The following is a 22,733-nucleotide window of genomic DNA, read 5'->3' on the forward strand; positions in this document are numbered from 1 at the left end:
CTGGCCGTTAGGCCGATACGGCTTCGATCGTGATCGCTTAGGCTCGCCCAGGCTCTATGACCTGGGAGGATGGGCGATGCGGGGACGCCTTACGGTCGGCACGATGCTGGCTGCACTACTGACGAACCTGGCGCTGGCCGGTTGCGGGACCGGACTGCCGGCCGAGGTGGACTCGAAGCTGACCGACGACTGGGTGAAGGTCGCCGACGTCAAGGGCTGGGTGCCCGAGGCGGGCGTCTGCCTGGGCGTCGCGCCGAAGGACACCGGCCGGTACACCGACTTCGTGGTCGACTGCGCGAAGACGCACTACGCCGAGGTCGCGCACGTCGGCGAGTTCAAGGGGCTGACGGCCGCGCCCGCCCCGAAGGACACCGCCGCCGCGTACGCCGAGTGCGACCGGGAGTCGGCGACCTACCTGGGCCGTTCGTGGGGCCAGGCGCGGCTCGAGCTGACGCTCGCCGTGCCGACCCCGACCGCCTGGGACGGCGGCGCGCGCTGGTTCCGGTGCGACGTCACCGAGGTCTCCTCGGTGTTCGACGAGATGAACTGGGTCCAGCGCGCGGGCAGCCTGAAGGGCAATGTGCCGGCCGAGCTGCTGGTCGGCTGCACGCACACCCAGGAAAAGGGCGACGTGATCGTCAAGATGCCCGAGGTGCCCTGCACCAAGGCGCACAACAGCGAGTACGTGGGCTTCTTCCGGGCGAGCCAGACCACCGCCTTCCCGAAGTCGGACCGGCAGTGGAACGTCCTGCACGACAAGTGCCAGGGCCTGGCCGCGAAGTTCCTCGGCGTCAGCACGTCCAGCGCCGACCGGATCGGTGTCGTGTCCAGCCCGGCGAACTCGGAGTCCTGGGCGGCCGGAGACCGGGTGGTCCGCTGCTCGATCTACTTCTTCAACGGAAAGACCATGAAGAAGTCGGCCAAGGGGTCCAAGGGCAAGGGCGTTCCGGGCTGGTAGAAGGCCGACAGCACCGCTGTCGCGGTCGCCTTCGGTCGGTTAGGCTCCCGGGCGGGCCAGGGTCTGGGAGGGGCGACACATGGCATGGAGGCGGATGATCGCCGCCAGTGCGGCCGTCTGCGCACTGGCGGCGCCGTTGGCGCTGACCGGCTGCACGTCGCCGGCGGCCGGTGTGGACGGCAAGCTCGCCGACGACTGGGCGAGCCTGCCCGCGGCGCAGGTGTTCACCCCCAGCGCCGAGGTGTGCCATGAGAAGGCGTACGAGCAGACCGGCCGGGCCACCGCGTACCGGCCGGTCGACTGCGAGTCGGAGCACTACGGCGAGACGGTCTACGTCGGCACGCTGACCGGTGCCGCCGCCGAGCTGACCGACCCGCCGGAGGCGGACGATGCGCTGCTCGCGGGCGCGTTCGCCGAGTGCGACGAGCGGGCGACCGCGTTCGTCGGCCGGCAGTGGCGCGACGGCCGGCTCACCCTCGACCTGACGCTGCCCTCGGCCGCGGCCTGGCAGGGCGGCGCCCGCTGGTACCGCTGCGAGCTCAACGAGCTGACCACGGTCACCGACAAGGCCGACTGGGTGCGCCGCAGCGGCAGCCTGCGCGGCAACCTGCCGGCGGGGCTGCTGCTCACCTGCTTCGCCGAGAGCGGCAAGAACGGCTCGGTGGACACCATGCCGGAGACCGACTGCGCCAAGTCGCACAACGCCGAGTACGTCGGCACGTTCGCCGCCGCGGCCAGTCGCAAGTACCCGGTGAGCGAGACGGACTGGGACTACTTCCACGACAACTGCCGCAAGGCGATGGCCACGTTCATCGGGGTCAGCGTGAGCGCGACCAGCAAGTACGGCGTGATCTCGTGGCCGTACAGCAAGGCGACCTGGGCCGGTGGCGACCGCGGCGTGCGCTGCTACCTGTGGCTGGAGACCAAGAAGATGACCGGTTCGGCCAAGGGCACCGCGGGCAAGGGCATCCCGAGCTGACCCCGATACGCCCCGACATGTGTTGGCGGGCATGAAATATGCTCCCCATTCATGTTCGGCATGGCTTGGGGAGGCACTGATGCGTGAGGTGATCGGCCGTACGGTCGCAGGGGTCGTGCTGGCCACAGCCACTCTGCTGGCCACATCGGCCTGCGGGGGGCAGCTGCCGGCGGGGGCGGACGGCGACCTCACCAACCAGTGGGCGGCGCTGCCCGCGGCCACGAGCTGGCGCCCGGACGAGGGCGTGTGCGCCGAAAGCTTCCGCGACGTCAGCTACCGCTCGTCGTACAAGCCGCAGCCGTGTGACCAGAACCACACGTACGAGACGGCTGCCGTCGCCGACTTCACCGGCGAGACGGCCTCGCGCACCACCCCGCCCTCGGCGGGCTCGCCGGACCTGGGCGAGGCCTGGGCGGACTGCGACAAGCGCATCACCGACTACCTCGGCGGGGAATGGCGCACCGGGGCCCTGTGGTTCGGCCTCGCGGTGCCGTCGCCGGCCGCCTGGGACGGCGGGGCGCGCTGGTACCGCTGCGAGCTGGCCGAGACGGACGGCCAGCACGGCGACCCGATCCGGCGCATCGGCTCGCTCAAGGGCGAGCTGGCCAAGCCGGCGTCCAACCTGAAGTTCGGCTGCTACCAGTACGGCTCGCAGCTGGTCCCGACCGCCTGCAACAAGGCGCACAACGCTGAGTTCGTGGGCGTGTGGATCGCGAACGGCATCGCCTACGACAGCCTGTCCGGTCTGAAGACCCGCATCGCCAAGGAGTGCCGCGGCGTCATCGCCCGGTACGTGAAGGTGCCCAACGACTCGAACATCAGCTACCGCACCGGCGTGGTGTGGAACTGGCCGTCGAAGTCCGACTGGGAGGCCGGCAACCACGGCGTGCGCTGCCACCTCTGGCTGGACAAGAAGAAGCTCACGAAGTCCCTCAAGGGCGCCGGCACCAAGGGTCTGCCCACCAACTGAGCCTGATTCCCTCACCCGTCCCCGGCCCTGTGCCGGGGACGGGTGAGGGGTGTCACGTGGGGCCGGGGGTGAACGGCGGGCTGCGGCGCGGTTGACTGTGCTGGTGCGCAAGGCGTTGACAGTTCCGGTTGATCTTCCGGTGGTGCCCCGGGCGTTGCCCGCGCGGCCCGCGAGCTGGTTCGAACCCACCGACGTGGTGGTGATCGGGTCCGGCATCGCCGGCCTGACCGCGGCACTGCACCTGCGTGAGGCAGGCCTGCACGTCACCGTGGTTACCAAGGTCAACATCGATGACGGTTCCACCCGCTGGGCACAGGGCGGCATCGCGGCCGTGCTGGACCCCCTGGACACCCCCGCCGCACACGCCCGGGACACGCTGGTCGCGGGCGTCGGCCTGTGCGACCCCGCCGCGGTGGACGTGCTGGTCAGCGAGGGACCGACCCGGGTCCGTGAGCTGATCAAGATGGGTGCCGAGTTCGACCGGCACCCGGACGGCTCGCTGATGCTGACCCGCGAGGGCGGGCACCACGCCAACCGCATCGTGCACGCGGGCGGCGACGCGACCGGAGCCGAGGTGCAGCGGGCGCTGCACGCGGCGGTGAACCGCGACCCGTGGATCCGCCTGGTGGAGCACGCGCTGGTGCTGGACCTGCTGCGCGACGCCGCCGGCCGGGCCTGCGGGGTCACCCTGCACGTGCTCGGCGAGGGCACCGAGGACGGTGTCGGGGCCGTGCTGGCCCGCGCCGTGGTGCTGGCCACCGGCGGCCTGGGCCAGATCTTCGCGGCCACCACCAACCCGGTCGTGTCCACCGGCGACGGCGTCGCGCTGGCGCTGCGGGCCGGGGCCGACGTCACCGACCTCGAATTCGTGCAGTTCCACCCGACGTCGCTCTACCTGCCGAACAACCGCACCGCACAGCAGCCGCTGGTCAGCGAGGCGCTGCGGGGCGAGGGCGCGTACCTGGTCGACGGGGACGGCAAGCGGTTCATGGTCGGCCAGCACGAGCTGGCCGAACTCGCGCCGCGCGACGTGGTCGCCAAGGGCATCCACCGGCAGATGCTGGCCACCGGCACCGATCACGTCTACCTGGACGCCCGGCACGTGCCCGACCTGGCCCACCGGTTCCCGACGATCACGGCGTACTGCCTGGCCGCCGGCGTGGACCCCACCGTGCACCTGATCCCGGTGGCCCCGGCGGCGCACTACGCCTCCGGCGGGGTCCGCACCGACCTGGACGGCCGCACCAGCATCCCCGGCCTGTACGCCTGCGGCGAGGTGGCCTGCACCGGCGTGCACGGGGCCAACCGCCTGGCGTCGAACTCGCTGCTGGAAGGGCTGGTCTTCGCCCGCCGCATCGCCGCCGACATCAACCGCGACCTGCCCGCGCAGGCCGACCCGGTGCTCGACGGGCCCGACCTGCCCCAGAGCCTCGCATCCGAGCAGCTCGCAGGCGAGGGCACCGAGGGCGTCGCACCCGGCGACCCGGCGGCCGCAGCGGGACCCGTGGCGGCAGACGGTCTGGCGTGGACGCCGCACGGCCTGGTGTCCGCGGCCGAGGTGCCGCCGGTCGACCTGGCGGCCCGGCGGCGCGAGCTGCAGCGGGCGATGACGCGCGGCGCGGGCGTGCTGCGCAGTGCCGAGACGCTGGCCGAGACAGCCCGGGTGCTGCGCGAGACCGGCACGCCGCCGCTGCCGGGGCGCACCGCGGGCTGGGAGTTCGCGAACCTGCTCACGGTCGCGAGCGCGCTGGTCGCGTCGGCTGCCCTGCGCGCCGAGACGCGCGGGTGCCACTGGCGCGAGGATCATGCAGAGGCGGACGACGGCTGGCGGGGTCACCTGTACCCCGAGCTGGCCGGCACCGGCGCGATGACGGAGACGTGGGAGGCGATGGCGTGAGGGACGCGACGCAGGCGCAGCTGCTCAAGGCAGGGCTGGACCCGGACGAGGTGCAGCGCATCGTGGCCAACGCGCTGCGCGAGGACCTGGGCCCGGACCGGCTCGACGTGACCAGCGTGGCGACCATCCCGGAACCACAGGTGGACACCGCGGACCTGATCGCCCGCGAGTCCGGCGTGGTCGCCGGGCTGGCCGTGGCGGAGCTGGTGTTCGAGCTGGCCGGGCCGGGCGCCGAGGTCACCGTGCACGCGTCCGACGGCGACACCGTGGCACGCGGCGACGTGCTGGCCACGGTCACCGGGCCCACCCGGACCCTCCTGTCGGCCGAGCGCACCGCGCTCAACCTGCTCTGCCGCATGTCCGGGGTGGCCACCCACACCCGCCGCTGGGTGGAGCAGCTCACCGGCACCAAGGCGCTGGTGCTGGACACCCGCAAGACCACCCCCGGCCTGCGGCCGCTGGAGAAGTACGCGGTCCGCGCGGCGGGCGGCACCAACAAGCGCATGGGCCTCTACGACGTGGCAATGATCAAGGACAACCACAAGCTCGCGGCGGGCTCCATCACCGCGGCGTACGACCTGGTCCGGGCGAACTTCCCGGACGTGGTCGTGCAGGTCGAGGTGACCACGCTCGCCGAGGCGCAGGAGGCGGTGACCGCCGGGGCGACCTTCCTGCTCTGCGACAACATGTCCCCGCAGCTGCTGCGCGAGGTCGTAGCGGCGGTCGGCGACCGAGCCGAGCTGGAGGCCACCGGCGGGCTGACCCTGGACGTCGCCGCCGAGTACGCCGCCACCGGCGTCGACTACCTGTCGGTGGGGGCGCTGACCCACTCGTCGCCTATCGTGGACATCGCCTTGGACCTCCGAGCGCGGAAGTAGACGTCGGGTGCTGCTCTGTATCGACATCGGTAACACCAACACGGTGCTCGCCACCTTCGACGGCGACAAGATCGTGCACTCGTGGCGGGTGAAGACCGACGCCCGCAACACCGCCGACGAGCTCGGCCTGATGTTCCGCGGCCTGCTGGCCGGGGACAACGTCGAGATCACCGGGGTGGCCGCCTGCTCGACGGTGCCCGCCGCACTGCGCTCGCTGCGCACGATGCTGGGCCGCTACTACGCCGGGCTGCCCGCGGTCGTCGTCGAGCCGGGCGTGAAGACCGGCGTGCAGCTGGCCATCGACAACCCGAAGGAGGTGGGCGCCGACCGGGTGGTGAACACGCTGGCGGCGCACACCCTCTACGGCGGCCCGGCGATCGTGGTCGACTTCGGCACCACCACCAACTTCGACGTGATCAGCGCCCGGGGCGAGTTCCTGGGCGGGGCTTTCGCGCCGGGCATCGAGATCTCCTTCGACGCGCTGGCGGCCCGGGCCGCGCAGCTGCGCAAGGTCGAGCCCGCCCAGCCCCGCTCGGTGATCGGCAAGAACACGGTCGAGTGCCTGCAGGCCGGTATGTACTTCGGCTTCGCCGGCCAGGTCGACCGCATCGTCGAGCGGATGATCGAGGAGCTGGGCGGGGTGACCGCGGTCATCGCCACGGGCGGCCTCGCGCCGGTGGTGATGGGCGAGTGCCGCACCATCACCCATCACGAGCCGATGATCACCCTGATCGGCCTGCGCATGGTGTACGAGCGCAACGTCAGCGCCTGACCGCCCGGCACACGGTGGTGACGTAGGGCAGTTCGAAGCCGTCCCGCCCGGCCAGGTCGGGATGGGTCGCGCACAGCTCGCTGACCTCGCCGCGCAGCCGCTGCCGAACGTCCTCGGTCGCGACCAGGTACCAGGACCGGGTGGCGATGAGGTCCAGCAGGCCCTGCGGGGTCTGCGGGACGGCGTGCCGGAACGTCGCCCACTCGGCCGGGGCGAACAGCGGCCCGAAGTCCGCGACGTCGGGCCGGTGGAACCGGGCCGCCTGGACGATCTCGTCCAGCCGCCGGACCCAGTCGACGCTCAGGTCGCGGTCGTTGCGCATCGGCGCGAACACCCCGCCGGGGCGCAGCACCCGGGCGATCTCCGGGTGCGCCCGCGCCCGGTCGAACCAGTGGTACGCGGTGCCCACGACGACGGCGTCGGCATACCCGTCGGGCAGCGGGATCGACTCCGCGGCGCCGTCGCGCGCGACGGTCCCGGGGGTGGCCGCGTCGAGCGCGGCCCGCATGCCGGGGTCGGGCTCGACCGGCACGACCTCGAAGCCGGCGGCCAGCGCCACCCTGGTGAGCTGGCCGGTGCCCGCGCCCAGGTCGACCACGCGGCCGGGGGCCGTGCCGATCGCCCAGGCCAGCGCCTGTGCCGGATAACCCGGGCGGGACTGCTGGTATGCCTGTGCGGCCGCTCCGAAAGAAAGCCGATGCTCTTCGATGGGGTCCATGCGCGCCTCCCGGGTATGCCGCCATAACGCCCGGCCCACCCTAGTGCAGCGGGGCGTGGGCGAATTCGTCCCCGGTCCGGGCAGTCGCCGACAGGCTCATCCCACGACGGTCGGATACGCCGCCGCGGAGTCGCGGAATCGAGCCCGGTCGGCACCCTGAACGTGCCCCGCGGGGGCCGCCGGACGGCGGTGTATTCGGCGACCGGATAGGCGGTCGGCGCACAGGGTCATCGCGTCGTCGCAGAGCGCGAATGGGTCGGTCCGGGCGACGGCCGGTGCTCGCGCGACTGCGCCGTGCGAGCGGACTGCCGCGACGGTATGCCGTGCTTCCGGGTCGCAGGAACCGGTATCACCGCGTCCTCGGCGTTTTGCGCAATGGCGCTGAGAATCCGTTTTCCCTTGTCAGAGGATAATCGACGCGGCTGCTGTCCGACTTTGCGCCGCGCCCGGCGATGGTATGCCGAATAATGGGTCACGCCGGAATTGATCCGCTGTCAATGAGTGGCTATCCTGGCGAGCGCTCTTCTCTATGAATTCATGGCACGCCCTCGACTTGGCGGGGAGGATCCGGGGCGGCGAGAAAGGATGACGTATGGCCAGGCGCGAGATTGTGGTGCTGGCGGACGACCTCGACGGTTCCGAGGGCGACGTCCGCAGCGTGAGGTTTGGATTCGAGGGCGCCAATTACGAGATCGATCTCGGACCGGCGAACCATGACAAGCTGGCGCTGGCGCTGGCGCCGTTCGTCGCCGCCGCGCGCAAGGAGAGCGGCCGGCGCGGACCGGCAGCCGCCCCCAAGGCGAAGGCGCCGACTGCCGCTGAGCAGCGTGCTTTCAACCAGCGGGTGCGCGAGTGGGCCAAGGGTCAGGGCAAAGAGGTCAACGACCGGGGTCGGGTGCCGGCGAAGGTGATCGAGGCCTACTACGCCGCGGGACTGCGCTAGTCTTTGTGAGATTTGCGGCGTTTGCCGGATTGACGGCACGACGCGAAGGTTGCGTAATTCCTTCGCGTCGTGCCGTCTTTCATGTCCGCCGACCCGTGCCGGGCGCGTCGGCCAGGATGTGGACACCGATATTTCGCTGTGCGCGTAGCGGTCCTGGATGCGGAACAGCCGCGGGCGAGGCAAGGTTGGCTCTGATGCCAGCCACGTCGGCGGGTTTCTGGGGAAGATGCCCTGTTTCCTCCGCTTTCAAGTCGACGGTAAGCGACCTGATGGTTACCCAACGGTGACCGGACGAGCGTTTCCGGCGGGCCGACATGGTCGGGGTCTGGCGTTAGAGTGAGTGAAACAGCTTCGCCGCCGCGGATCTCCGGCAGGAGTTCGAGGAACTGAGGCGTAGGTGAGGAGCGGGAATGTTCGAGCGGTTCACCGACCGGGCGCGTCGGGTGGTCGTCCTGGCCCAAGAAGAGGCCAGGATGCTCAACCACAACTACATCGGCACGGAGCACATCCTGCTCGGCCTCATCCACGAGGGTGAGGGCGTCGCGGCGAAGGCGCTGGAAAGTCTCGGCATCTCGCTGGAGGGCGTGCGCCAGCAGGTAGAGGAGATCATCGGCCAGGGCCAGCAGGCGCCGAGCGGGCACATCCCGTTCACGCCGCGGGCCAAGAAGGTGCTTGAGCTGTCGCTGCGCGAAGCGCTGCAGCTCGGCCACAACTACATCGGCACCGAGCACATCCTGCTCGGTCTGATCCGCGAGGGCGAAGGCGTCGCGGCCCAGGTGCTGGTGAAGCTCGGCGCCGACCTCAACCGGGTGCGCCAGCAGGTCATCCAGCTCCTCTCGGGCTACCAGGGGGGCAAGGAGCCGGCCGCGGCCGGCGCCGCCACCGGCGAGGCCGCCCCGTCCACCAGCCTCGTGCTGGACCAGTTCGGTCGCAACCTGACCCAGTCGGCGCGGGAGGGCAAGCTCGACCCCGTGATCGGCCGGGAGAAGGAGATCGAGCGGGTCATGCAGGTGCTGTCCCGCCGCACCAAGAACAACCCGGTGCTGATCGGTGAGCCCGGCGTCGGCAAGACCACCGTCGTCGAGGGCCTGGCCCAGAAGATCGTCAAGGGCGAGGTGCCCGAGACGCTGAAGGACAAGCAGCTCTACACGCTTGACCTCGGCGCCCTGGTGGCCGGCTCGCGCTACCGCGGTGACTTCGAGGAGCGCCTGAAGAAGGTGCTCAAGGAGATTCGCACGCGCGGCGACATCATCCTGTTCATCGACGAGATCCACACTCTGGTCGGCGCGGGCGCCGCCGAGGGCGCGATCGACGCCGCCAGCATCCTCAAGCCGATGCTGGCCCGCGGCGAGCTGCAGACCATCGGCGCGACCACGCTCGACGAGTACCGCAAGCACCTGGAGAAGGACGCCGCGCTGGAGCGCCGCTTCCAGCCGATCCAGGTCGGCGAGCCCTCGGTGGCGCACACCATCGAGATGCTCAAGGGCCTGCGTGACCGCTACGAGGCGCACCACCGGGTCACCATCACCGACGCGGCCCTGGTCGCGGCGGCGAACCTGGCCGACCGGTACATCTCCGACCGCTTCCTGCCGGACAAGGCGATCGACCTGATCGACGAGGCCGGCGCCCGGATGCGCATCCGCCGCATGACCGCGCCGCCGGACCTGCGCGACTTCGACGAGAAGATCGCCCAGGTGCGCCGCGACAAGGAGTCCGCGATCGACGCGCAGGACTTCGAGCGGGCAGCCCAGCTGCGCGACAAGGAGAAGCAGCTGCTCGGCCAGAAGGGCGAGCGGGAGAAGCAGTGGAAGGCCGGTGACCTGGACGTCGTCAGCGAGGTCGACGACGAGCAGATCGCCGAGGTCCTGGCCAACTGGACCGGCATCCCGGTGTACAAGCTGACCGAGGAGGAGACCTCCCGTCTGCTGCGCATGGAGGACGAGCTGCACAAGCGGGTCGTCGGCCAGATCGACGCGGTCAAGGCGGTCTCCAAGGCGATCCGGCGCACCCGGGCCGGCCTCAAGGACCCGAAGCGCCCGTCCGGCTCGTTCATCTTCGCCGGCCCGTCCGGCATCGGTAAGACCGAGCTGTCCAAGGCGCTCGCCGAGTTCCTGTTCGGCAGCGAGGACGCGCTGATCCAGCTGGACATGTCCGAGTTCCACGACCGGTACACGGTGTCCCGCCTCGTCGGCGCCCCGCCCGGATACGTCGGCTACGACGAGGGCGGCCAGCTGACCGAGAAGGTGCGCCGCCGGCCGTTCTCGGTGGTCCTCTTCGACGAGATCGAGAAGGCTCACCCGGACGTCTTCAACACGCTGCTGCAGATCCTGGAGGACGGTCGCCTGACCGACGGCCAGGGCCGCATCGTGGACTTCAAGAACACCGTGATCATCCTGACCACCAACCTGGGCACCCGGGACGTGGCCAAGGCGGTCTCGCTGGGCTTCCAGAAGTCCGAGGACGCGGAGTCGAACTACGAGCGGATGAAGCAGAAGGTCAACGACGAGCTGAAGCAGCACTTCCGCCCGGAGTTCCTGAACCGCATCGACGACACCATCGTCTTCCACCAGCTCGGCGAGGTGGAGATCCTCTCGATCGTGGACATCATGATCAAGCGGATCGAGGCTCAGCTGCGCAACAAGGACATGGGCCTGGAGCTCACCGACAACGCCAAGAAGTACCTGGCGAAGAAGGGCTTCGACCCGGTCCTGGGCGCCCGGCCGCTGCGCCGGACGATCCAGCGCGAGCTGGAGGACACGCTCAGCGAGCGGATCCTGTTCCAGGAGCTCAAGCCCGGCCAGCACGTGCTGGTCGACTGCGAGGGCGACCCGGAGCAGATCGAGACCGCGAAGCTGACCTTCACGGCATCGCAGAAGGCGGCTGCTCCCGAGGTCCCCGAGGCCCCGGCCGAGCCGGTCGGCAGCGACGCTGCCGCCGCATAACGACAACGCACAGCCGAAGGGGCACCGCGCGAGCGGTGCCCCTTTCGTTTGCCGGCGCGCCGGTCAGCCGACGTAGTCCTCCAGCAGGGCAGGGGTCAGGCCGGACTTGTGAATGGCCTTCAGCGCGCCCAGCAGGTCGTCCATGAGCGCCGGCCGGAAGTGCATCAGCAGCACGTCGCCGGGCTTCACCACCTTCTCCGACGTCTGGTAGCGCACGATGCCCTTGTCGACCGTCTGGGTCCAGAAGAACACCGCCTGCGTGCCGCAGTCGTGGGCTGCCTTCAGCGTGGTGGCGTCCTTCTCGCCGAACGGCGCCCGGAACAGCGTCGGCCGGCGGCCGAACAGCTTCTCCAGCTTGTCGGCCGACCCGCAGATCTCCCTCTTCTGGAAGTCGTAGGACTTCCCCTTCAGCGAGGTGTGCGAGATCGTGTGGTTCTCCACCATGCCGCCCGCCTCCTGGATCGCCTTGAAGTAGGCGGTGTGCTCGGTGGCGGCCGGCGAGTTGAGGAACATCGTTACCGGGATCTTCGCCTGCCGGATGAACTCGATGACCTCCGGCTTACGCGACAGCGCACCGTCGTCGATGGTGATGAAGGCGACCTTGTGCGTCGTCGGCACGCGCGACCAGTGGATGGCCGAGCCGCTCTCCGGCAGTCCGACCCGCTGCGGGGTGGGGGCCTGCGGGAACTGGGGCACCCGTGCCATGTACCAGCCCAGGGACTTGAACCCGGCGGGGGTCGGTTTCGCCGACGGGCTCGGCGAAGCGACGGCACTCGGCGAGGCGGAGGCGCTCGGCGTCGGGGGAGTCTCGGGGCCGGCGAAGGTCGGATCCGGCCCGGCGCTCTTGCACGCGGCAGGCGCGAGGAAAGCGGTCAGCAGGAACACGGCAATGGCGCGGCGTACGGGGGTGGAGGCCACGCCCGGACTCTATCCAGGCTGAGTGAATTCGCAATACCACAGAAAGATCAGGGCGGAGTCAGATATCGGCGGGAACACGCCCGGGCAGGCCGAAACGCTCCCCGCGGGGCACCACGAGCCCGTCGGCGAGCAGGCTGTCCAGAGCCCGCTCCCGCTGCACCGGCTCCGGCCACACCACGTCCAGGGCGGGCTTGGCCACCGGGCCGCTCGCCTGCCGCAGCACGGCCAGCAGCAGCCCGCGTACCTGCCGGTCGGTGCCCGCGTAGCGCTGCGGCTTGCGGGACGGGCCCGGCGGCAGCACGGCGCCTGAACGCCGCCACGCGCACCGTTCCCGCAGCGGGCAAGCCTCGCACCGGGGCGTGCGGGCAGTGCACAGCACAGCCCCCAGCTCCATGAACGCCGCGCTCGCCCGTGCCGCCGCCGCGTCGGCCCGCGGCAGCAGCGACTCGACCAGGGCCAGGTCCGCCGGGGTGGTGGCCGCACCGGCGTCGGCCAGCCCGCTCACCGCCCGCGCCGCGACCCGCCGCACGTTCGTGTCCACCACCGGATGGCGCTGCCCGTACGCGAACGCCAGCACCGCCCGCGCCGTGTAGTCGCCGACACCCGGCAGCGCCAGCATCTGGTCCAGCCGCCGCGGCACCTGCCCGCCGTGCCGCTCCACGAGCGCCGTCGCACACGCGTGCAGCCGCATCGCCCGCCTCGGGTAGCCCAGCCGCCCCCAGGCGCGGATCGCCTCACCGGAGTCCTCCGCGGCCAGATCCGCCGGGGCGGGCCAGCGGGCCACCCACTCCCGCCACACCGGCAGCACCCGCACGACCGGCGTCTGCTGCAGCATGAACTCGCTGATCAGTACCGGCCAGGCGCCGATCTCCGGGTCCCGCCAGGGCAGCTCACGCGCGTTGGCGTCGTACCACGCAGTGGTCAACGAGGCGAGTTCGGACATGCGCTCCACCCTACTGGTGCACAATGCCCGCAGGAGCGGGCGTGCTGACGTCACCGACGGGCGCCACGAGCCGCCGAGGAGCGCAGCGAGGAGAAGGCATGACTGACGTGCACGGAGCCGAACTGGCCGTCACCGTGATCGGACCGGACCGCACCGGGATCGTCGCCGACGTCGCCGAGGCGCTGGCCCGGCTCGGGGCCAACCTCACCGACTCCACGATGACCCGGCTGCGCGGTCACTTCGCGATGACCCTGATCTGCACCGCGCAGGCCAGCGCCACCGAGGTCGAGGCGGCCCTGCTGCCGCTGTCCGCGGACGGCCAGCTGCTGGTGACGGTCCGCGACGTCGGCGCCGACGAGTCCGCGCACAACGGCGGCCTGCCGTACCTGCTCAGCGTGCACGGCGCCGACCGGCTCGGCATCGTCGCGACGGTCACCCGGGTCGTCGCCGAAGCCGGCGGCAACATCACCGACCTGTCCACCCGCCTCGTCGGCCCGCTGTACCTGCTCGTCGCCGAGGTCGACCTGCCCGAAGGCGTGCCCGGCGAGCTGACCAGACGGCTCGCGCAGGTCGCCGACGAACTCGGCGTCGAGGTCAACCTGCGCCCCGCCGGGGCGGACGTCTTATGAGCCGGCCGAAAACGCCCACACCCGACGGCGAGGAGGCGGCGTGAGCATCGAAGGCTGGGACATCACCGCACTCGGCGCAGGACGGGTGCTGCCCGTCGTCACCGCGCCCGAACCCGTGCTGAGCCGCGTCGGCGAGGCCGTGGACCCGACCGACCCGCAGGTCGTCGCGCTCGCCGCCGACCTCGTCGCGACCATGGCCGTGTCACCCGGCTGCGTCGGCCTCGCCGCGCCGCAGGTCGGCGTCAGCGTGCAGCTGTTCGCGGTGAACGTCACCGACCACCCCAAGACGGCCACCCTGCACGGCGCGTTCGTGCTCGCCAACGCCGTGATCGTGGAAGCGAGCCGGTGGCGGCCCGGCCGCGAGGGCTGCATGTCCGTGCCCGACCTCACCGGCGACGTCAAACGCGCCGGCCGCATCGTGGTCACCGGCGAACTGCCTGGCAGCGGCCGTAAGGTGACGATCACCACCGATGCCTTCGAAGCCCGCGCGCTCCAGCACGAGATCGACCACTGCAACGGACTGCTCTTTTTGGACAAGGTAAACGGAGCGCACGCGATCTATCAGCGGAAAGTCTATCTGTGACACGGACTTCGACCGCTGAGCGTGTCGCATGGTGCGTGTCGTGATCGAGGGCGATAGCGTGAACACATCATGAGACTGATAGTGGGTCCGCTGCCCGCAGCCGTCTACTGGCGACGCCGCGCCATGGTGCTCGGTGCGCTGCTGGCTGCCGTCCTCATGATCACCCTGGTGGTACGCGGCACCGGCAGCGGCGGCGCCCAGCAGCCCACCGCCAACGGCACGTCGAGCAGCGCGGGAGCCTCACCGGCCTCAGCCGCAGCAGGCGACCCCACCGCCTCACCCACCGACGGCGTCATCGCCCCCGCATCCGAACTGACCCCGTCACCGACGGCGGACCCCGAAGGCGAAGGCAGCGGCGACGGCGAGACCGACCCGAACGCCTGCACCGACGCCGAGATCAAGGTGACCGCGAAGCCGACGCAGACCACGCTCAAACGCGGCAACGACCTGCTCATCACGCTGCTCATCAAGAACACCTCGAACCGTACGTGCACCCGCGACGTCGGAGCCGATCTTCAGGAGCTGCGCATTCTGAAGAGCACCGAGAAGGTGTGGTCGAGCGATGACTGCGGAGGGCCGCGGGGGCACGAGGTGCGGTCTTTCCCGCCGGCGCACGAGCGGTCCTACACGGTGGTCTGGAACGGGCATTCGAGCTCGGCCTGCGAGAAGTCGATCAAGAGGGTGCCGGATGGGCCGGTTCCGGCTGCTGGGGAGTATCGGCTGTACGCCCGTGTGGGTACGGCGATCTCTCCGTCTGTGACGTTGAAGCTCACGTAGTGGGTCGCTCCGCCGGGGGCAATGCTCTCGGCGCTGGGGCCGCAAAGAGCGCGGCCCTTTTACGCGCCTACGAGCATTGCCCCCGGCTCCGCTCCTCGCCGTAGTCGCCCGACCGACGGTGGTCAAGGTAGGCGGGGCAAACCAGGGTAAAAGCGACAGCCTTACCGACCCGCATGCCGTCCCCCACACAACGCGCAACCACCACCCCTGAAGCCCCGACCCCACGTAACCGGAACACCCCCACAGGGACCCGTTTGCCGGTTCACGCCTGTTGGCGGGGTTGGCCCTGTCACCTGTCACGCCCTGAGACGGGTTCGCGGGGTGGGGCGAGAGGCTGCTGCTTTGTGGGAAAAGGGTGCCCTTTTTACCCGGTTACTTTGTGAGGGTGGCGTGGAGCGGGGGTTGGGGTCGAGCGCGTAAAAGGCCGCGCTCTTTGCGGCCCCCCCGCGCGACCCCCACCCCCCCGGCACCCGACGCCGTCACGACCTAGACGTACCGCTCAAGAATCGAAGTCTCAGCAAGCCGCGACAAACCCTCACGGACGCCACGAGCCCGAGCGTCGCCCACCCCGTCCACAGCCTGGAGGTCCTCCACGGTCGCACCCAGGAGCCGCTGGAGGCTGCCGAAGTGATCGACCAGTCGGTCGACGATGGCGCCGGGCAGGCGGGGTACCCGGGCCAGGAGCCGGAAACCGCGGGGGCTGACGGCGGCGTCGAGGGCCTCGGTGCTGGCGGGGTAGCCCATGGCCTTGGCGACCGAGACGAGGTCGATGAGCTCGCTCGCGGTGAGCAGGTCGAGTTCTACTAGTGCTTCGTCGACGGTTCTGGTCTTGCGATTGATGGGGAGGTAGTCGCGGATGACCAGGGTGCGGTCGGCGTCCACGCCGGCCATCATCTCGTCGAGCTGGAGGGACAGCAGGCGGCCGTCGGTGCCGAGCTCTACGACGTAGCCGGCGATCTCGTCGGAGATGCGGCGGACCATCTCCAGGCGCTGGACGACTGCCAGGGCGTCGCGGACGGTGACCAGGTCTTCGATCTCCAGGGCGGAGAGGGTGCCGCTGACCTCGTCGAGGCGCAGTTTGTAGCGTTCGAGGGTGGCCAGGGCCTGGTTTGCCCGGGACAGTATCTGTCCGGAGTCGTCCAGGGTGTGTCGCTGGCCGGCCACGTAGACGCCGATGATGTGCATCGACTGGCTGACCGAGATGACGGGGTAGCCGCTCTGCTTGGAGACGCGCTCGGCGGTGCGGTGCCTGGTGCCGGACTCCTCGGTGGGGATGGAGGCGTCGGGCATCAGGTGCACTGCGGCGCGCAGGATGCGGGTGCCGTCGGCGGAGAGCACGACGGCGCCGTCCATCTTGCACAGCTCGCGCAGGCGCGTGGCGGAGAACTCGACATCCAGCGGGAATCCGCCGGTGGCCAGGGTCTCGATGAGTTTGTCGTACCCGAGGACGATGAGGGCGCCGGTCCGGCCGCGCAGGATGCGCTCGAGGCTGTCGCGCAGTGGCGTGCCCGGAGCGACCCGTGCCAGGGTGGCGCGCAACGGATCACCGCCGACTGCGGCGGTGTTCCAGGTGGTGTCGCGATCGATCGGCACGGGCACATTCTACGGGGGCCGCCGGAGCGCGCCCGGCGGCCCGTGGCGGAAGCGTCACTCAGCGGACAACCGGGCAGCCCAGTGCAGTGCGGTACGCAGATCGGACACCTCTTCGACGTGCATGTCGCCCGCTGAGGTGCCCGTTGACGACGGACCGCAACCGGGCGGTACCAGAGCGTATTTGAACCCGAGGCGGGACGCCTCCGCCAGGCGCCGGGGGACCGCGCCGACGCGGCGTACCTCACCGGTGAGACCTACCTCACCGATCGCCGCGAGCCGCGGCGACATGGACAGGTTGAGCCCGGCGGAGGCGACGGCGAGCGCGACGGCCAGGTCCGCGGCGGGCTCGACGACGCGGATGCCGCCGACGGTCGCGGCGAACACCTCCTTGTCGTGCAGGGCCATGCGCTCGGTGCGCCGCTGCAGCACGGCCAGCACCATGGCCAGCCGGGCCGAGTCGAGGCCGGAGACGGTGCGCCGCGGCGAGCCGGCCACGGTGGCCCCGATCAGCGCCTGCACCTCGGTGACCAGGGCACGGCGGCCTTCCATGGCGACGGTGACGCAGGTCCCGGGCACGGGCTCGGCGTATCGGGTGAGGAACAGCCCGGACGGGTCGGGCAGCGAGGCGATGCCGCTCTCGTGCATCTCGAAGCAGCCGACCTCGTCGGCGGCGCCGAACCGGTTCTTCAGCCCGCGGACCAGGCGCAGCGAGGAGTGCTTGTCGCCCTCGAAGTGCAGCACCACGTCGACCAGGTGCTCCAGCACCCGCGGGCCTGCCACGTTGCCGTCCTTGGTGACGTGGCCGACCAGCACGGCCGCGATGTTGCGCTCCTTGGCCACGGCGATCAGCGCGGCGGTCACCGCCCGCACCTGGGTGACGCCGCCGGGCACGCCGTCGTTGCCGGGGGCGGCGATGGTCTGCACGGAGTCGAGCACGAGCAGGCCGGGCTTGACCGCGTCGAGGTGGCCCAGCACCGCGGCCAGGTCGGTCTCGGCGGCGAGGTAGAGCTGCTCGTGGAGGGTGTTCATGCGTTCGGCGCGCAGCCTGATCTGGCTGACGGACTCCTCGCCGCTGACGATGAGGGAGGGGCTGCCGGCCCCGGACGCCCACTGCTGGGCCACGTCGAGCAGCAGGGTCGACTTGCCGACGCCGGGCTCGCCGGCCAGCAGGACCACCGAGCCGGGCACGAGGCCGCCGCCGAGGACGCGGTCGAGTTCACTGACGCCGGTGGGGACCGCGCGGGCGGGCAGGGCGGAGATGGTGGCGATGGGCCGGGCGGGTTCACCGGGGGCACGGGGGGCCACGTTGCGCATCGCGCCGAGGGCCGGACCGGCCGAGGCTTCGATGACCGAGCCCCACTCGCCGCATTCCGGGCAGCGGCCGAACCACTTGGGAGGCTGATGCCCGCACGCGTCACAGACGTATCCGGGGCGTGCGGGCTTCGCCGTCTTCGAGGAGGTGCTGCGCACAGTCACGTGCGCAACCTACCTTCCGGATGTGACGGTGGCGGGGAGTCGTCGGGGTGCGCCGTCCAGGCGCCCCCGGGACGAGCCCACTACCGGGTCAGTGGCCTTCGCCCTCGGTGCCGGCGCGGGTCGGCGGCGGAGTGATGGGCAGGCGCGGCTGCGGGCTGAGCGGCGGCGCGAGCGGCACCACGGTGCCCGGCGGGGTCTCGATGACCACGCCGTTGGAGAAGGTCAGCTTCAGGTGCACGCCCTGGCCGTTGACCACGGCCTTCTTGAGACCGGTCAGGGCGAGGAACTGGCCGCTGCCCGGGGTCAGCTCCAGGTAGCCGGCCGGCGCGATAGTGAGCTTGGCCGGGGCCGCGGTGGCCGGGCTCGGGCTGGCCTCCGCTTGGGGGCTGGCCTCGGCGTCCGGGGACGGGCTGCCGGCCGCCTTGGGCGACTTGCTCGCCGCGGGGCTCGGGGACTCCGCTGCCGGGCTGGGGCTGGCCTTCAGGTCGGCAGCCGAGGCCAGTTTGACGCCGGCCGCGTCGTTCGACTCGAACTTGTCGAGCGTGATCGGCTGCTCGGTGTCGTTGAAGATGCGCAGCTGCAGCGGAGCGGTCGCGCCCTGCGCGTAACCGGTCGCGCCGCCGTAGGCGATCATGGCGTCGCGCAGCGCGACGTTGCCGCCGTTGGGACCCGGCACGGTCCAACTGAAGCCGGGCACGGCCGCCACCTGGTCGGCGGTCTGCGAGTTCATGCCGGCGCTGCAGCCGGTCAGGGCCAGGGCAGCGGCGGCGGCACCGCCGGCCAGGAGCATGGTGATCGAGCGAGTCACGGGCTCAGCGTAGTGTCCGGCGATCGAGGCCCCGCAGCCGACCCGCCGCTGATCACAGCGCGCCGCTGAGCACCAGCAGAGCCAGGTCCACGGCGGCCACGGCGAGTAGCGCGCGGAAGGCGGCGCGGGGTGGCGCGTACCAGCCGACGGTGATCAGGACGACGGCCGTGAGGAGCGTGCCGACCCCGGCCCACAGCGGCGGCCGGGCTCCGGCCAGCAGGGTGAGCGTCGCGGCAAGCAGCAGCCCGGAGGCCGCGGCGAGGCTGCGCCGGGCGCCCAGCCGCTGGGGCAGGCCGCGGATGCCGGTGGCCGCGTCGTCGGCCAGGTCGGGCACCGCGTTGAGCAGGTGTGCCGCGCCCGCCAGCAGCGCCGCCGCGGCGATCAGCCAGCCGGCCGGGAACGGCGCGCCGGGCAGCGAGGTGCTGACGAAGATCACCAGGCTGGCGAAGGACACCAGGTAGGGCACGATCGACCAGGCCGTCGCCTTGAGCGGCCAGTTGTACAGGTGGGCCGAGAGCACGGCGAGCGCGAACCAGGCTCCGGCGGGCCAACCCCACCACAGGCAGGCGGCGGCGGTCGCGGCGGCGGTCGCGGCGGCCGCGATGGCGACGGTACGCCGCCCCGCCGGGTCCCCGGCCAGTGGTTTGTCGGTCCGGCCCACGGCGGCGTCTCGCGCGGCGTCGATGGCGTCGTTGGCCCAGCCGACCGACAGCTGGCTCAGCGCCACGGTCGCCATGACCGCGGCGACGCCGCCCGGGGTGTGGCCCATGCCCACGGCCAGCAGGCCGCCGAATACGGTGACGGCGAGGGCGGGCAACGGGTGGCAGGCGCGCAGCAGACCCAGCGGTGACATCCGATCAGTGTCGCGCGTCACTCCTACTGCCGCATTCCACGGAGCCCGGTGGTTCGATCCGCCGGGCTGCCGCGAGGCCCGCAGGGCGCCGGCTAGGGCGTGGGGCCGGGCGGGTGCGCGCTGGGCGGCAGCAGGCCCGGCGTGGTCGGCGCCGTGCCGGGGGTGGAGTTCGCGGGTGCGGAGACGGCCGGGCGGACGGGTGGGCCCGGCTGCGGGGTCTCGGGGGTCGACCCGGTCAGGCCGGGCCAGGCGATGAGCAGCAGGCTCAGCAGGGTGATCACCACGGCGATCGCCAGCACGATGAGCGGCAGCACGAGTGAGGGCTGATCAGGATCGTCGATGCGTTCGGGCAGGTGCAGCCGCCTGCGCCAGCGCGCCCGCCAGGCCGCACGCCGTGCGGCCCGGGCTTCGGCCCGCAGTTCCTCCCTGACCCGCTCCGCCTCTTCGGCCAGCTCAGCGGGGTCATCGGGAATGACGACCTCTCCCCACTCGGGCGGGAGGTCCGGAAGGCCGTTCCCCAGCGTGCCCATCGCCGGCTCCTCGCGCGTTCAACACCGCGTCCATCTACTGTCCCGCGTCCTACTGACTCACGCTAGTAGCGCGCGGGAGGAGATTGAGGTCTGTTCGCGATGTGGACATCGGGCCCCACAGACGCCAATGAGTGCAGAAAAGGTCACTCAGCGTAGCGGAAGAAGCGTTGCCGAGCTGTGTCAAGCAGAAGAAATACGGCTCACAACGGGGGTGAGCTGCGCTAACTGTGCAAGACGGGCTGGGACTGCGCGGCACGCCCGTGTTACCCTAGACACAGCGAAAGGGGTTTCGTACCTATGGATTTCAGTGTCGGCGAGACCGTTGTCTACCCCCACCACGGGGCCGCACTCATCGAGGCTATCGAGACCCGCACCATCAAGGGCGAGGAGAAGCTATACCTCGTCCTTCGGGTCGCTCAAGGCGACCTGACGGTGCGGGTGCCCGCCGAGAACGCCGAGATCGTCGGCGTGCGTGAGGTGGTTGGCGAAGAGGGCCTGTCCAAGGTTTTCGACGTCCTCCGCGCCCCGCACACCGAGGAGCCGACCAACTGGTCGCGGCGTTACAAGGCGAATCTCGAGAAGCTTGCCTCGGGTAACCCGCTGAAGGTGGCGGAGGTCGTGCGTGACCTCTGGCGCCGTGAGCGTGAGCGTGGTCTGTCGGCGGGGGAGAAGCGGATGCTCGCCAAGGCTCGGGACATCCTCGTCGGCGAGGTCGCGCTCGCCGAGAAGAGCACCAAGGACGGCGCCGAGGTCCTCCTCGACAAGGTGCTCGCCGAGGCGTGACCCGCACAACGACAGTGTCATCTGATATCGATAGCCGCGACGTTCCTGCGCCCACTCGGCGCAAGGACGTCGCGGTTCTCGTTCCCGCCGCGGGCATGGGCGTACGTCTCGGCGGCGGAACGCCCAAGGCGCTACGTGCGCTGGCCGGCGAGTCGCTGCTGGTGCACGCGTGCCGCCGCCTGGCCCTCGCCCCATCGGTCGCGATGATCGTGATCGCCGCGCCGCCCGGCGACGTGGAGGCTGTCCGCGCGCTGGTGCCCGGTGCCACGGTGGTGCCCGGCGGGGCCACCCGGCAGCAGTCGGTGGCCGCCGCGCTGGCGGTCGTGCCCGAGTCGATCGACGTCGTGCTGGTGCACGACGCCGCCCGTGCGCTGACCCCGCCCGAGCTGGTCGAGGCCGTCGCCGCCGCGGTGCGGTCCGGCGCGGCCGCCGTGGTGCCCGCTCTGCCCGTGGTCGACACCATCAAGCGGGTGGACGCCGGCGAGCACGTCCTGGAGACCGTCGACCGGACCCCGCTGCGCGTGATCCAGACCCCGCAGGGCTTCCCCCGGGCCATCCTGGTCCGCGCCCACGCCGAGGCCGCCGGCGAGCACACCGACGACGCGGGCATGGTCGAGCGCCTCGGCCACAAGGTCCACTGCGTCCCCGGCAGCGACCTGGCCCTCAAAATCACCCGCCCCCTGGACCTCTTGATCGCCGAATCCCTCCTGGCCGCCCACCCCCTCTAGCAGGTCGATCATGGACTTGTGGACGATGGTGGGGAGTCGTCGGCAGTGCTCGCCTGGCGCTGACCGACCCAGCGGGTTAGGTGCAAGATCGCTGTTTCGTGCCATGATCTGCGGTCCCACCGCAGGTTCTGACACGAAACAGCGATCACCGCGGTGCGACGGCCGTCCAGGCGGGCTGCCGGGACGAGTCACTTTCGGTAGGTTCGACGGAATGTCGCCATCCCGGCGCCGTGATGATCGAGGAGGCAGTTCGGTGAGGGTCGGTATCGGGACGGACGTGCACGCCTTCGACGAGACCCGGCCGTGCTGGGTCGCGGGTCTGCACTGGCCCGACTCGCCGGGCCTGGCCGGGCACTCCGACGCCGACGTCGCCGCGCACGCCGCCTGCGACGCCCTCTTCAGTGCCGCGGGCCTGGGCGACCTGGGCGCGAACTTCGGCACCGACCGCCCGGAGTGGTCCGGCGCGGCCGGGATCGTGCTGCTGGGCGAGGCCGCCCGCCGGGTACGCGCCGCGGGTTATGAGATCGGCAACATCTCGATCCAGGTCATCGGGGTGGCCCCCAAGATCGGCAAGCGGCGGGACGAGGCGCAGCGAGTGCTCTCGGCGGCCGCAGGCGCCCCCGTGACCGTGTCCGGCACCACCACCGACGGGCTCGGCCTCACTGGCCGCGGCGAGGGCCTTGCCGCGATCGCGGTGGCCCTGGTGCAGCCCGTCTCCTCCTGAGCGGCGCTCTGACCTGCCAATACGCCCAGGCTTGGCAAGTCGGGAAGTCCGAATTAGACTACGGTTCTGTCGCTCCCGTGACAGTCGTCCTCGGACAGGCCGGTGCACACCTCACCCGATGTCGTACTGTCGACACGAAGTGCAGCTGATCCGACCGGCGTTGTCGCGGCCAGCCGAGCCGCGGCCGCGAAAGATACAGCACCCACCCGACTTGGGTGTCGATTGGCTGTCCGATCAGCCACATTGCCTGCCTTCCTCTTGCCCTGAGCAGCAATCTTCCTGAAGCTTCAGGGTTAGCGTCAGCTGTGGCTTTTCGCGTTCGGGCACCGGT

22 protein-coding genes are annotated in these 22,733 nt (G+C 71.0%); 14 read left to right on the forward strand and 8 right to left on the reverse strand.

All coding sequences use genetic code 11. The annotated features are described in order from the left end of the window. Positions 1-103 precede the first annotated feature (103 nt). From F6W97_RS07955 to F6W97_RS07980, 6 genes are all read left to right on the forward strand, one after another. Positions 104-958, forward strand: a complete 855-nt coding sequence (locus F6W97_RS07955) for a septum formation family protein (protein ID WP_196279014.1) — start codon at positions 104-106, stop codon at positions 956-958. Between the two features lie 79 nt (positions 959-1,037). Further along, the gene (locus F6W97_RS07960) at positions 1,038-1,937 is read left to right on the forward strand and encodes a septum formation family protein (RefSeq protein ID WP_155369472.1); all 900 of its coding nucleotides are present in this window, start codon (positions 1,038-1,040) and stop codon (positions 1,935-1,937) included. A gap of 79 nt (positions 1,938-2,016) precedes the next feature. Then, positions 2,017-2,907 carry a septum formation family protein gene (locus F6W97_RS07965; protein ID WP_196279015.1) on the forward strand — a complete coding sequence of 297 codons (891 nt, stop codon included), beginning with the start codon at positions 2,017-2,019 and terminating at the stop codon, positions 2,905-2,907. 115 nt (positions 2,908-3,022) lie between these two features. Beyond that, positions 3,023-4,804, forward strand: a complete 1,782-nt coding sequence (locus F6W97_RS07970) for an L-aspartate oxidase (protein ID WP_155369474.1) — start codon at positions 3,023-3,025, stop codon at positions 4,802-4,804. Then, positions 4,801-5,682 (forward strand): carboxylating nicotinate-nucleotide diphosphorylase, encoded by an 882-nt coding sequence (gene nadC, locus F6W97_RS07975; RefSeq protein ID WP_155369475.1) that lies wholly within the window; start codon positions 4,801-4,803, stop codon positions 5,680-5,682. Before F6W97_RS07970 ends, nadC begins: the two co-directional genes overlap by 4 nt. A 7-nt stretch (positions 5,683-5,689) precedes the next feature. Continuing rightward, positions 5,690-6,454, forward strand: a complete 765-nt coding sequence (locus tag F6W97_RS07980) for a type III pantothenate kinase (protein WP_120317403.1) — start codon at positions 5,690-5,692, stop codon at positions 6,452-6,454. Here the strand turns inward: F6W97_RS07980 and F6W97_RS07985 are convergent. Continuing rightward, the gene (locus F6W97_RS07985) at positions 6,444-7,172 is read right to left on the reverse strand and encodes a class I SAM-dependent methyltransferase (protein ID WP_155369476.1); all 729 of its coding nucleotides are present in this window, start codon (positions 7,170-7,172) and stop codon (positions 6,444-6,446) included. The genes F6W97_RS07980 and F6W97_RS07985 overlap by 11 nt on opposite strands. A 592-nt stretch (positions 7,173-7,764) precedes the next feature. Here F6W97_RS07985 and F6W97_RS07990 point away from each other — a divergent pair. Together F6W97_RS07990 and F6W97_RS07995 are read left to right on the forward strand one after the other, a co-directional pair. Beyond that, the gene (locus F6W97_RS07990; protein ID WP_155369477.1) at positions 7,765-8,115 is read left to right on the forward strand and encodes a histone-like nucleoid-structuring protein Lsr2; all 351 of its coding nucleotides are present in this window, start codon (positions 7,765-7,767) and stop codon (positions 8,113-8,115) included. Between the two features lie 410 nt (positions 8,116-8,525). Continuing rightward, positions 8,526-11,057: an ATP-dependent Clp protease ATP-binding subunit gene (locus tag F6W97_RS07995; protein ID WP_155369478.1), complete on the forward strand. Its 2,532-nt coding sequence runs from the start codon at positions 8,526-8,528 to the stop codon at positions 11,055-11,057. A 63-nt stretch (positions 11,058-11,120) separates the two neighbouring features. On the opposite strand, the gene F6W97_RS08000 is transcribed toward F6W97_RS07995, so the two are convergent. After that, a complete protein-coding gene (locus F6W97_RS08000; protein WP_155369479.1) occupies positions 11,121-11,975 on the reverse strand; it encodes a polysaccharide deacetylase family protein in 855 nt (284 codons plus the stop codon). A 58-nt stretch (positions 11,976-12,033) separates the two neighbouring features. Further along, positions 12,034-12,918: an HhH-GPD family protein gene (locus tag F6W97_RS08005; RefSeq protein WP_155369480.1), complete on the reverse strand. Its 885-nt coding sequence runs from the start codon at positions 12,916-12,918 to the stop codon at positions 12,034-12,036. Between the two features lie 98 nt (positions 12,919-13,016). Between F6W97_RS08005 and F6W97_RS08010 the strand changes: the two genes are divergently transcribed. The 3 genes from F6W97_RS08010 to F6W97_RS08020 all read left to right on the forward strand — a co-directional run bounded on the left by F6W97_RS08010 (position 13,017) and on the right by F6W97_RS08020 (position 14,907). After that, positions 13,017-13,547: a glycine cleavage system transcriptional repressor gene (locus F6W97_RS08010; protein WP_155369481.1), complete on the forward strand. Its 531-nt coding sequence runs from the start codon at positions 13,017-13,019 to the stop codon at positions 13,545-13,547. A 40-nt stretch (positions 13,548-13,587) separates the two neighbouring features. Then, complete coding sequence (gene def / locus F6W97_RS08015) at positions 13,588-14,130, forward strand: peptide deformylase (protein WP_155369482.1); 543 nt, start codon at positions 13,588-13,590, stop codon at positions 14,128-14,130. A 69-nt stretch (positions 14,131-14,199) separates the two neighbouring features. Beyond that, a complete protein-coding gene (locus F6W97_RS08020) occupies positions 14,200-14,907 on the forward strand; it encodes a hypothetical protein (RefSeq protein WP_155369483.1) in 708 nt (235 codons plus the stop codon). A 486-nt stretch (positions 14,908-15,393) separates the two neighbouring features. On the opposite strand, the gene disA is transcribed toward F6W97_RS08020, so the two are convergent. The 5 genes from disA to F6W97_RS08045 all read right to left on the reverse strand — a co-directional run bounded on the left by disA (position 15,394) and on the right by F6W97_RS08045 (position 20,167). Next, complete coding sequence (gene disA, locus F6W97_RS08025) at positions 15,394-16,500, reverse strand: DNA integrity scanning diadenylate cyclase DisA (RefSeq protein WP_407924554.1); 1,107 nt, start codon at positions 16,498-16,500, stop codon at positions 15,394-15,396. A 54-nt stretch (positions 16,501-16,554) separates the two neighbouring features. After that, positions 16,555-17,976, reverse strand: coding sequence for a DNA repair protein RadA (gene radA / locus F6W97_RS08030; protein ID WP_155369485.1), 1,422 nt, complete (start codon positions 17,974-17,976; stop codon positions 16,555-16,557). 88 nt (positions 17,977-18,064) lie between these two features. Beyond that, the gene (locus F6W97_RS08035; RefSeq protein WP_155369486.1) at positions 18,065-18,784 is read right to left on the reverse strand and encodes a hypothetical protein; all 720 of its coding nucleotides are present in this window, start codon (positions 18,782-18,784) and stop codon (positions 18,065-18,067) included. Positions 18,785-18,836: 52 nt separating this feature from the next. Continuing rightward, a complete protein-coding gene (locus F6W97_RS08040) occupies positions 18,837-19,637 on the reverse strand; it encodes a UbiA family prenyltransferase (RefSeq protein WP_155369487.1) in 801 nt (266 codons plus the stop codon). Positions 19,638-19,729: 92 nt separating this feature from the next. Beyond that, a complete protein-coding gene (locus F6W97_RS08045; protein ID WP_155369488.1) occupies positions 19,730-20,167 on the reverse strand; it encodes a hypothetical protein in 438 nt (145 codons plus the stop codon). A gap of 297 nt (positions 20,168-20,464) precedes the next feature. Here F6W97_RS08045 and F6W97_RS08050 point away from each other — a divergent pair, with 297 nt between their 5' ends. The 3 genes from F6W97_RS08050 (at position 20,465) to ispF (ending at position 22,402) form a co-directional block, all read left to right on the forward strand. Further along, on the forward strand, positions 20,465-20,950 hold the full coding sequence (locus F6W97_RS08050; RefSeq protein ID WP_120317389.1) for a CarD family transcriptional regulator: 486 nt from the start codon (positions 20,465-20,467) through the stop codon (positions 20,948-20,950). A gap of 26 nt (positions 20,951-20,976) precedes the next feature. Further along, complete coding sequence (gene ispD / locus F6W97_RS08055; protein ID WP_269059674.1) at positions 20,977-21,678, forward strand: 2-C-methyl-D-erythritol 4-phosphate cytidylyltransferase; 702 nt, start codon at positions 20,977-20,979, stop codon at positions 21,676-21,678. A 253-nt stretch (positions 21,679-21,931) separates the two neighbouring features. Continuing rightward, positions 21,932-22,402 carry a 2-C-methyl-D-erythritol 2,4-cyclodiphosphate synthase gene (gene ispF, locus F6W97_RS08060; protein ID WP_230686483.1) on the forward strand — a complete coding sequence of 157 codons (471 nt, stop codon included), beginning with the start codon at positions 21,932-21,934 and terminating at the stop codon, positions 22,400-22,402. Positions 22,403-22,733: the final 331 nt, after the last annotated feature.

This window comes from Catellatospora vulcania, assembly GCF_009720385.1.
In the GTDB taxonomy this organism is placed as follows: domain Bacteria; phylum Actinomycetota; class Actinomycetes; order Mycobacteriales; family Micromonosporaceae; genus Catellatospora; species Catellatospora vulcania.

Coding starts and splice junctions, on each gene's coding strand:
- F6W97_RS07955 (WP_196279014.1), top strand. CDS start 104: ATGCTGGCTGCACTACTGACGAACCTGGCGCTGGCCGGTTGCGGGACC.
- F6W97_RS07960 (WP_155369472.1), top strand. CDS start 1,038: ATGGCATGGAGGCGGATGATCGCCGCCAGTGCGGCCGTCTGCGCACTG.
- F6W97_RS07965 (WP_196279015.1), top strand. CDS start 2,017: ATGCGTGAGGTGATCGGCCGTACGGTCGCAGGGGTCGTGCTGGCCACA.
- F6W97_RS07985 (WP_155369476.1), bottom strand. CDS start 7,172: ATGGACCCCATCGAAGAGCATCGGCTTTCTTTCGGAGCGGCCGCACAG.
- F6W97_RS07990 (WP_155369477.1), top strand. CDS start 7,765: ATGGCCAGGCGCGAGATTGTGGTGCTGGCGGACGACCTCGACGGTTCC.
- F6W97_RS07995 (WP_155369478.1), top strand. CDS start 8,526: ATGTTCGAGCGGTTCACCGACCGGGCGCGTCGGGTGGTCGTCCTGGCC.
- F6W97_RS08005 (WP_155369480.1), bottom strand. CDS start 12,918: ATGTCCGAACTCGCCTCGTTGACCACTGCGTGGTACGACGCCAACGCG.
- F6W97_RS08010 (WP_155369481.1), top strand. CDS start 13,017: ATGACTGACGTGCACGGAGCCGAACTGGCCGTCACCGTGATCGGACCG.
- F6W97_RS08020 (WP_155369483.1), top strand. CDS start 14,200: ATGAGACTGATAGTGGGTCCGCTGCCCGCAGCCGTCTACTGGCGACGC.
- F6W97_RS08040 (WP_155369487.1), bottom strand. CDS start 19,637: ATGTCACCGCTGGGTCTGCTGCGCGCCTGCCACCCGTTGCCCGCCCTC.
- F6W97_RS08045 (WP_155369488.1), bottom strand. CDS start 20,167: ATGGGCACGCTGGGGAACGGCCTTCCGGACCTCCCGCCCGAGTGGGGA.
- F6W97_RS08050 (WP_120317389.1), top strand. CDS start 20,465: ATGGATTTCAGTGTCGGCGAGACCGTTGTCTACCCCCACCACGGGGCC.